Genomic DNA, 9,094 nt, shown 5'->3' on the forward strand with positions numbered 1-9,094 from the left:
ATACCCATGAAAGTTAAAGCACTTGTACCGATCTTGTTCGGTAGCCGGGTGGTGAATGACGGCGAGTTGTTCGAAACGCAGGAGCTTCACGGGCGCGAGCTGGTCAAAAAAGGCTATGCCGAGCAGGTGAGTGATGACAATTCTGCAGAGCAGCAGGAGCAGCAGGAGCAGCAGGAGCAGCAGGAGCAGCAGGAGCAGCAGGAGCAGCAGGAGCAGCAGGAGCAGCAGCCAGAAGCGGCCAAGAAATCCAAAAAGTAAGGTGAGCCATGTTAGAACTGAAATTGGTGAAAGAGCATTGCCGACTGGAGCCTGATTTCAGTGCGGATGACACCCTAATCGGTGTCTATATCGGTGCGGCGAAAAAACATGTTGAGATGTATACCCGCCGCACCCTTTACGCCAGCGAATCCGACCCCGGATACGATACCGACGAAGATCACCTGTTGGTGGATGATGATGTGCGCACGGCAATGCTGCTTTGTATCGGGCATTGGTACGCGAACCGCGAGGCTGCAATTGTTGGCGCGTCGGCATCAAAATTGCCGCTGGCTGTTGAGTCTTTACTCCAACCCTATCGGATTTACGGCTTATGAAATCATTACGCGCAGGTTCGCTGGAGTTTCGCATCAAGCTTCTACGTCCCGTTATGCTTCGCGATAAGCAGACCGGCGCACCGGTCAAATCCTTTGAGTTCGTCGCTGAGGTTTGGGCGGATGCGGAGCCGATCTCCAACCGAAAAATTCGCACGGGTGAGCAGGGGCAGGTGGTGGAAACCATGTTGTTCACGCTGCGGCCACGGGAAGAAGTTACCGTTGATTGGCAGGTGGTCTTTCAGCAGCGAACCTTTACCGTTCGTGCGCCAGATCGTTCGCAGCGAGATCGGCTGTTAATTACGGCGGAGGCTGATATTCGTCATGATCGAGTATGAAATCAAAGCGGCACTGGAAGCACTAACGAGCCTGCCAGTGTACCCGCTGCTGCTGCCTGACCCGGAACAGGAAGGCGTGACGTATCAGAAGGTCAGCAACCCGAAAGTTGATACCGGGCTAGCCAGCACGGCACTGATTCAGGGGCGTTTTCAGGTCGCACTTTATGTCATCGACGATTACGCGCGCCTCATTGAACTGGATAAGGCTATCTGCGCCGCCTGGGAGAGCATTCGGCATGGGCATATTGGCCGCTGGCCCGTTCAGACGGTGACACGCGGCACGATGCAACAGGGGGCAACCACCCTCACCAATAACAGCGTTCAGTACCGGCTGGTGCGTGATTACGTCATCTGTTACCCGGAGGACGCCACATGATCAGCATAGGTGTAACGGGTATGGACGAATTGGGCCGCCAGTTGGAAGCCCTGGGGCGTGACGTGTCTACAAAAATTCTGCGTGATGCAGGTCGAGCCGCTTTGGAGCCTGTATTGGAAGATATGCAGCAGCATGCAGGTTATGACGACACCGCCAGCGGCCCACACATGCGCGACAGCATATCTATTCGTTCAACTACACGCGGACGGTCGCAAGTGACTCTACGCGTAGGCCCAAGCAAGTTGCACCATATGAAGGCGCTGGCGCAGGAATTCGGCACGGTTAAGCAGGTTGCCTCACCATTCATTCGTCCGGCACTGGATTACAACAAAACCCGCGTATTACGCATCCTGGCGGCTAACGTCCGCTATGGCATCGAAAACCGGTAGCGACCGCTGCCACAATCATTGAGAGAGGAATTATGGCTGATAAAACTTCGCCAGAATATGCCATGCTGCCGGCCGGCACTATCGTTAAGTGGGGTGCTGTTGGCGCAGCACCGACGGCCATGAAAGCACTGACTAACTGTAAGGCGGTGGGCGAGATGGGGCAGACCGGCAGTTTTGTCGATTGCACGACCCTTATCGACACCACCAAGCAATTTATCTCCGACCTGCCGGAAGGCGCGGAGAAGTCGATCGGGTTTATCGACGATCCATCCAATACCGATTTTGCGGCGTTCCTGACCGCAGCGGACAACCGTGAAACCGTTCAGTTCTATGTTGAGCTGCCTAACGGTCGCACTTCCACCTCGATCCTTTCGCTGTCCGGTTGGAAGATGAACGAAATCACCGCTCCGGCGAGTGAAGTTATTCAGATCACGGTGCAAGGTAAGCAGAACAACAACACCTGGGGAGCTGTAGCCCCAAAGGTGTGATCAGCGTGACTACCCAGCCGAAGAGCGCTGATCTGGCTGTCGGGGGCAATTTGTCCCTGACTGTTGCGGCTACCTCCAGTAACGGCAAGCCCGTTAAATACCAATGGCAGAAAAACGGCACTGATATCAGCGGCGCAATCTCTGCCACCTATACCAAAAACTCGGTTGTGGCGGCGGATGCTGGCGCTTATCGCGTGGTGTTGTCTGCCGAGCGGTCAGACACCATCAACAGCGCTACCGCAACCGTAACTGTTAAATAAGGAATATCAATGTCCGAGAAATATGATCTGAAGGCGCTCAAGGCCGCTCTTTTGAAATCTGACGACCACGTGACAGAAGTGCCAATGTTTGGCACCAAAACCTTTATCCGCCGCCTGAAGGCCTCAGAACTGCAGGATAATGAGGATGGCATGAAAGATGCTATCGAAGCCGGGGATATGAATAAGGCCGCGCGGCTCAACGTTGAATTGCTGCTGTCCTGCTTTATGACGCCAGACGGCAAACGTATTCCTGCAAATGCATTGCCTAGCGTGGATGATCTGCTTGCTGCACATGATAACCCGACACTGGTCGAGGCGATCAGCACCGTCAAGCGTCACGCCGTAGGCTCGCTGGAAGAAGCGGAAAAAAACTGACTGACTCACCCTGGCTGATGCTGATTTTCCAGTTGGCAGACCGCTGGGGTGAGTCTGATCCGCGAAAAATAGCCGCGTTGCCGGCGCAAATCCTGAATTACTGGCGGGCATACTTCAAGCTGCAGGGAATTACTGCCGATGCTGCTGAGGATGTTTCTGTTCATCAACCCGTTCAGCCTACGCAAAGTTTGATAGATGCGCAGTGTGCTGACGTTATGCGAGTGCTTGGAAATGGCTGATGTAGCATCGTTGGCGGTCGGGTTGTACCTGAATGACGCCAATTTTAGAAACAAGCTGGTGGCTGCTTACCGCACCGCCGGCGATCAATCCGGAAGGTTTAACCGTCAAGCCCAGCAGGATGCGAAAAAGACCGATGAGGCCTATCAGCGTGTCGGCCAAACGGTCAGCAGCCTTAAAGGGACGCTGGCGGGTTTGGCTGGCGTAGCAGGGTTAGGCTTCTCGCTGGGGAGCATTATCACGACAACCCGGCAGTATGGTCAGGCGCTGTCTGACCTTTCCGCTATCACCGGTGCTACAGGTGCTCAGCTGAAACAATTGGACGATGCAGCCCAGCAAATGGGTCGTACCACGGAGTACAGTGCCAGCCAGGCAGCGGAGGCGCTGAAACTTATGGCCAGCGCCAAGCCGGAGTTGCTGAATACAGCCGACGGGCTGACCACCGCCACCCACAGCGCGTTGATTTTGGCTCAGGCGGCAGGGACAACGTTGCCGGATGCGACGAAGACGTTGGCCCTCTCGCTGAACCAATTTGGCGCCAGTGCTAACCAGGCAGACCGCTACATTAACGTTTTGGCCGCCGGTGCCAAGTACGGCTCATCAGAGATCGCTGATACGGCCGCAGCGATAAAGAATGGCGGTGTGGCAGCGGCGCAGGCCGGTATCGGCTTTGAGCAACTGAACGCAGCAATCCAGGTGTTGGCAGAGCGTGAAATTAAAGGGGGTGAGGCAGGAACCGGGTTGCGCAACGTTATCCTTAACCTTGAAAAAGGCACGGATAAAACGCTCAAACCTTCCGTTGTGGGGCTAAGCACCGCGCTGGAAAACCTGTCGAAGAAAAACCTCTCTACGGCGCAGGCGGTCAAATTGTTCGGCCTCGAGAACATTAACGCCGCCTCAATCCTTGTGAGTAACCGCAGCAAGCTGGATGACCTGACCAAATCACTGACCGGCACACAGACTGCGCATGAACAGGCGGCGACTCGCGTCAACAACCTGAACGGCGACCTGATGGGGCTGACCAGTGCCTTTGAAGGATTGATCATCAAGGTTGGGCAAGCGAGCGGTGGGCCGCTGCGCAGTGGTGTTCAGAATGTAACGGAGGCGATCAACGGGCTGGCGGATAACTTCAATATGGTGGCCAGTGTAGCGATGTATACGCTGATCCCCGTAATGACCAACAAATTGACCGCCGGTATCCGGGAAAGCATCGGAGCATGGCGAGAACAGCAGGCAGCGGTTAAATCCGCTACCTTGGCACAAGTAAGTATCGCGCAGAAAACTATTGATGCTGCCAATGCCACCTTAAAACAAAATGATGCTGAGTTTGGTCGCGTTCGTGCGATGGAAAAAGCGGCTAAGCAGTACGGACTGAACGTCAGCTATACCGCTGACTACAACCGCTTGATCCGGGAAGAGACGGAAGCAACGCGAGCGGCTACTGTGGCTAAAGTCCAACTGGATGCGGCCAACAAACGCTTGTCTATTTCTGCTCGAGCGGCTTCTGTTGCGACAGGTTTAGCAAAAGGGGCATTGGGGTTAATAGGCGGCCCAGTTGGCGCTGCCACCTTGGCCACGATGGCGTTATTTGATTTTACCCAACAAGCCAAAAATGCCCGCCAGGCGGCTGTAGACCTAAAGGGAGCCGTGATTGAAACCACTTCTGCGCTGATGCAGCTGTCTGACAAGCAGCTTGCAGTCAAAGAGCTGGACCTTGGCGATCAGCTTGAAAGCCAGTTGGAAGAGCAAAGTAAGCTGCAAAATCAGCTGAAGTATATGAACAAACAGATTGAGCAAACCAATCAGCAAGGATGGGTTGGTGATCTGTTTGGCAATAAGAAAGAAATGCAGGCTGCGAGAACCCGTGCAGAGAACGATCTGGACTCCGTTAATCAAGGCATCCAGAAAACTCGCGATAATCTTGAAAATGTCGGCAAGGCCCGTTTCCTCGTTCAGACCGGCGTAGCCAACACCGCTAATCAGCTTGCCAGCGATATCAATACCATTACCTCACAAACGGAAAGCCTGAGTGATAAGCCGCTTAGTCCGTGGGGTGGCGAAGACCCTGGCAAGGTTGATAAAAAGGGTCAGCAGGCGCTGAAACAATATCAGCAGCTGCGCCGGGAAATTGAAGTCGCGCATGCAACCAGCCTTGCGAAGATCGATCTCGAAGAACGAAATTCGCAGGCAAAATTGGTGGCTACTGCTAAGGCTGCCGGCGCCAGTCAAGCCGACGTGCAACGCGTCATGGCATTAAATGCGGAAAATTATCAGCGTCAGCGGTTGGAGCTGGCAGAACAGTACGCCCCAGGACAGGCGGCAGTACGCAAGGAGCAGGAAACTAGTCGCGAACTGAAGGCATTGTATGATGCCAGGCTACTGACTGAGCGCGATTATCTTGTCGCTCGCAACACGTTGCAGCAAGAAATGGCTCGCCAACGCCTGAAAGCAGAGGCTGACGCTATTTCTGTGCCACGACAAGATATCTCCGGTGACGTAGATCCCTCTGTCCAGTTGAACAACCAACTTGTACAGCAGCAGGCACAATATCAGGCGTACTACCAGCAAGGTTATATTGACAAGCAACGTTATGAACAGCTGATGCAGGCGGCAACGCAAGAGTCAACAGAAGCTCAATATAAGCAGGCAATGAGTCTTTATGCGGGACAAAGCCAGATCAATAAGTTACAGATTGGTTTGGTGGACACAATGCGGGAACGCTCAACCAATATGCTGACTGGATTACTCACGGGTACGCAGAGCTTTAAAGACAGCATGGTGGGACTGTTCTCATCGTTGACGCAATCGATAGTACAGAACCTGATAGAAATGGCCGCACAGGCTTTGCTGACAAAAACCATTTTGTCTTCGTTCATGAGCTTTGGCGGTGGCGGTGGCGGTGGCGGTGGTAATAATCCAGGTGCTGTTCCAATGTTTGCCAACGCCAAAGGCGGCGTTTATTCGTCGCCGTCACTGAGTGCATACAGCGGCCAGATCGTCAGCAACCCCACTATGTTTGCGTTCGCCAAGGGCGCTGGCCTGATGGGCGAGGCTGGCCCGGAGGCGATCATGCCGCTCAAACGGGGGGCGGACGGTTCGTTGGGTGTGCGGGCTATTGGTATGCCACAGCAGGCTGCTGCTGCACCGAATGTCTACATCACCATTGATGGTGGCGGTAATGCGAATACTCAGGCCGATCAGGGCTGGGAAGAGTTCGGCAAGCAGATGGGCAACATCGCCGCGCAGGAAAGCCAGAAGGTCATTAACCGCAACCTGAAGCCCGGCCAGCCTATCTGGAAAGCAATCAAGGGGATGTAATGGCCATTAAGACTTTCAACTATCCGGCGCGCGTCAATGCCGCCGGTGATACCCGGTTTCGTATCAGGAAAGCGCAGTTTGGTGATGGTTATATGCAGGTTTCCGGTGATGGCATCAACCCGATCATTCGCTCATGGGATTTGACCTTTATCGGCAAGTACAGCTACATCACGTCTATCATCGTCTTTCTTGAAGATCATCAAGGGGTGAAGTCATTCCAATGGACACCTCCGACCAACGTTCCCGGCCTCTATCGCTGCGAAGGCTATAAGCCTGTCGCAATGGGCGGCGATAACTATTCACTGACGGCCACGTTTACCGAGGCCTTCCACGTTTAACCGAGATTAATCATGCTGAATACAGACCTGCAGAAGTTGGAGCCGGGCAACCGCGTTCGCCTTGTTGAAGTGGACGGGACAAAGTTCGGCGCTGATATTCTGCGCTTTCACAGCGACACGCTCCCCTATACGGCGGAAGAACTGGCCGCTGCTGGCGGGGACGAAACGAAACTACCAGCAAAATCTATATGGTGGCAGGGCAAGGAGTACGGGCCGTGGCCGTTTTCCGTTGAGGGGCTGGAAATATCCTCCGACAGCCAAAGCACGGAGCCGAAATTGACGGTTGCCAATATCAACGGCCTGATCACTGCACTTTGCCTTCAGTTTGAAGATATGGCCCAGGCCAAGGTGCTGATCCACGATACGCTGGTGCATTACCTTGATGCCCGGAATTTTCCAGAAGGGAACCCAACGGCTGACCCGGTGCAGGAAAAGCTACAGGTGTTCTACATCGATCGCAAGGCGACGGAAAGCGATGAAACAGTGGAGTTCGAACTCTCCAGCCCGGCAGACCTGCGGGGATTGCGCATCCCGACCCGCCAAATCCACAGTCTGTGCACCTGGTGTTCGCGTGGATGGTATCGTACCGGCAAGGGCTGCGATTACGCAGGCACGCGATACTTTGACGACAAGGGAAATCCGGTGGATGACCCAAGTAAAGATCGGTGCGGTGGGCTGCTGAGTGATTGCCAAAAACGTTTTGGTGAGACAGAGTCTTTACCGTTCGGCGGCTTCCCAGGTGCAGCGTTGATTAAGCAGTAGGTGGCGTTATGAAAGAGAAAACCATAGCGGCCATTATGGCGCACGCCGAGGCTGAGTATCCGCGCGAGTGTTGCGGCATCGTGGCGCAGAAATCCCGCGTTGAGCGTTACTTTCCCTGCCGTAACCTGGCGGATAATCCCACCGAACAGTTTCACCTGTCGCCAGAGGATTATGTGACCGCTGCCGAGTGGGGGACGATCACAATGATTGTGCATAGTCACCCGGATGCCACCACGCAGCCGAGCGAACTGGACAAGGCGCAATGTGACGCGATGGAGTTGCCCTGGGCGATTGCCAGCTGGCCAGAGGGGGACTTGCGAACTATCATGCCGCGCGGGGAATTGCCGTTGATTGGTCGCCAGTTCGTGCTGGGTCATACCGACTGCTGGGGGCTGATCATGAGCTATTTCCGGCAGGAGCACGGCATAGCGCTCCAGGATTACCGCGTTGATTATCCGTGGTGGGAACGGGGCGAAAATCTCTACTTGGACAACTGGCACGACTGCGGTTTTCGAGAGTTCGACGGCCCACCGATGCCGGGTGACATGGTGATTATGCAGGTTTCCGCGCCGGTGGCGAACCATGCAGGTATTCTGCTCGAAGACGGTATGCTGTTGCACCACATGTACGGCATGCTTAGCCAGCGGGTGCCTTACGGTGGCTATTGGAAAGAGCGAACTGTGAAGGTGCTGCGCCACAAAGAACTGATGTGATGCTATCATTCCACTTTTCAACTTAAGGAAAAGGGTTATGAGAAATTTAATGATTGGGTTAGTGGCACTGGGTTTGACGGGGTGTGCGATGAATTATTCAGATATTAGAAAAAATCCAACGCAAACCTTTACGACCACTAAATCTCTGGAGCAAATAGAAACATGTTTAATTCCAAAGTTAGACAGTGAAACTTATAACGGGCCTGCAATTAACACAACAGTCAAACCTTTAGAAAATGGAGTGACTTTAGTTCCATTGGCGGGGTTAGAGTTTATCGATTTAATTAAAAGTAATGCTGGAACGGAAGTTGTTTATTATGGGGAGGGGACAAAGTCTATTCTTTTCCCTGAGCGAAGAATAAAAGTGACCTTAAAAGCGATTAAATCTTGCTTATAGGGTCTTGAAAATAATAAGTCGAGGTGTTATGTCTTTTATTGATGTACCATTGCGAACAGTACGATTTCATGGCCCAATGGTCGGCATCTTTGGAAAAAAATTTGAATATCGTGCTCACAATGTACCAAAAGCTATTGATGCCATGAAAAATCTTCTGCCCGGCTTTGAACGCTATATGCTTGAAGCACACAAACGCGGCCTGACATTTTCTATTTTCGTCGGTAAACGTAATGTAGGGCAGGATGAGCTGGCGTTCACCAAAGGGTCTGAAGATATTCACCTTGTTCCCGTCGTGATTGGTAGTAAGCGCGCTGGCTTATTCCAAACTATTTTAGGTGTCGCGTTGATTGGGGCCGCGATGCTAACCGGCCCTGCTGGATGGGCGGCTTTTGGCTCTACTGGTACGTTTGGTGGAGTGTTGGCAATGAGTGGCGCTGCAATGGCCCTTGGTGGTGTTGTTCAAATGCTATCCCCTCAAGCAGGCGGACTGCGCATGCGCCAAGACCAGGACAA

15 protein-coding genes are annotated in these 9,094 nt (G+C 53.4%); all 15 read left to right on the forward strand.

What is annotated here, in order from left to right; all coding sequences use genetic code 11:
* The coding region (locus AC4PR2_RS26785; protein WP_492175763.1) for a DUF7210 family protein at window positions 1-258 on the forward strand (258 nt) is incomplete at its 5' end.
* An 8-nt stretch (window positions 259-266) separates the two neighbouring features.
* Complete coding sequence (locus AC4PR2_RS26790) at window positions 267-593, forward strand: head-tail connector protein (RefSeq protein ID WP_321154039.1); 327 nt, start codon at window positions 267-269, stop codon at window positions 591-593.
* A complete protein-coding gene (locus tag AC4PR2_RS26795) occupies window positions 590-928 on the forward strand; it encodes a phage head closure protein (protein ID WP_213873612.1) in 339 nt (112 codons plus the stop codon). Before AC4PR2_RS26790 ends, AC4PR2_RS26795 begins: the two co-directional genes overlap by 4 nt.
* Window positions 915-1,304: a hypothetical protein gene (locus tag AC4PR2_RS26800; RefSeq protein ID WP_126179955.1), complete on the forward strand. Its 390-nt coding sequence runs from the start codon at window positions 915-917 to the stop codon at window positions 1,302-1,304. Before AC4PR2_RS26795 ends, AC4PR2_RS26800 begins: the two co-directional genes overlap by 14 nt.
* Window positions 1,301-1,693 (forward strand): HK97-gp10 family putative phage morphogenesis protein, encoded by a 393-nt coding sequence (locus tag AC4PR2_RS26805; RefSeq protein ID WP_492175764.1) that lies wholly within the window; start codon window positions 1,301-1,303, stop codon window positions 1,691-1,693. Before AC4PR2_RS26800 ends, AC4PR2_RS26805 begins: the two co-directional genes overlap by 4 nt.
* Window positions 1,694-1,725: 32 nt before the next feature.
* Window positions 1,726-2,181: a phage tail protein gene (locus AC4PR2_RS26810; RefSeq protein WP_101453723.1), complete on the forward strand. Its 456-nt coding sequence runs from the start codon at window positions 1,726-1,728 to the stop codon at window positions 2,179-2,181.
* Between the two features lie 5 nt (window positions 2,182-2,186).
* Window positions 2,187-2,441 carry an immunoglobulin domain-containing protein gene (locus AC4PR2_RS26815; protein ID WP_347340767.1) on the forward strand — a complete coding sequence of 85 codons (255 nt, stop codon included), beginning with the start codon at window positions 2,187-2,189 and terminating at the stop codon, window positions 2,439-2,441.
* 9 nt (window positions 2,442-2,450) lie between these two features.
* Window positions 2,451-2,816, forward strand: coding sequence for a phage tail protein (locus tag AC4PR2_RS26820; RefSeq protein WP_241164163.1), 366 nt, complete (start codon window positions 2,451-2,453; stop codon window positions 2,814-2,816).
* 17 nt (window positions 2,817-2,833) lie between these two features.
* On the forward strand, window positions 2,834-3,055 hold the full coding sequence (locus AC4PR2_RS26825) for a hypothetical protein (RefSeq protein WP_241164162.1): 222 nt from the start codon (window positions 2,834-2,836) through the stop codon (window positions 3,053-3,055).
* Entirely contained in the window at window positions 3,048-6,371 is a 3,324-nt protein-coding gene (locus AC4PR2_RS26830; protein WP_492175765.1) for a phage tail tape measure protein, read from the forward strand. The genes AC4PR2_RS26825 and AC4PR2_RS26830 overlap by 8 nt, the downstream gene beginning before the upstream one ends.
* Window positions 6,371-6,709 carry a phage tail protein gene (locus AC4PR2_RS26835; RefSeq protein WP_197751229.1) on the forward strand — a complete coding sequence of 113 codons (339 nt, stop codon included), beginning with the start codon at window positions 6,371-6,373 and terminating at the stop codon, window positions 6,707-6,709. Before AC4PR2_RS26830 ends, AC4PR2_RS26835 begins: the two co-directional genes overlap by 1 nt.
* A 9-nt stretch (window positions 6,710-6,718) precedes the next feature.
* On the forward strand, window positions 6,719-7,471 hold the full coding sequence (locus tag AC4PR2_RS26840) for a phage minor tail protein L (RefSeq protein WP_443006329.1): 753 nt from the start codon (window positions 6,719-6,721) through the stop codon (window positions 7,469-7,471).
* A gap of 8 nt (window positions 7,472-7,479) precedes the next feature.
* Complete coding sequence (locus tag AC4PR2_RS26845) at window positions 7,480-8,184, forward strand: C40 family peptidase (protein WP_492175766.1); 705 nt, start codon at window positions 7,480-7,482, stop codon at window positions 8,182-8,184.
* Between the two features lie 37 nt (window positions 8,185-8,221).
* Window positions 8,222-8,581: a hypothetical protein gene (locus tag AC4PR2_RS26850; RefSeq protein ID WP_492175767.1), complete on the forward strand. Its 360-nt coding sequence runs from the start codon at window positions 8,222-8,224 to the stop codon at window positions 8,579-8,581.
* 28 nt (window positions 8,582-8,609) lie between these two features.
* Window positions 8,610-9,094, forward strand: a 485-nt coding sequence (locus AC4PR2_RS26855) for a tail assembly protein (RefSeq protein WP_492175769.1), incomplete at its 3' end; no start/stop codon positions are given.

The sequence above is a fragment of the Serratia sp. A07 genome, assembly GCF_058725505.1.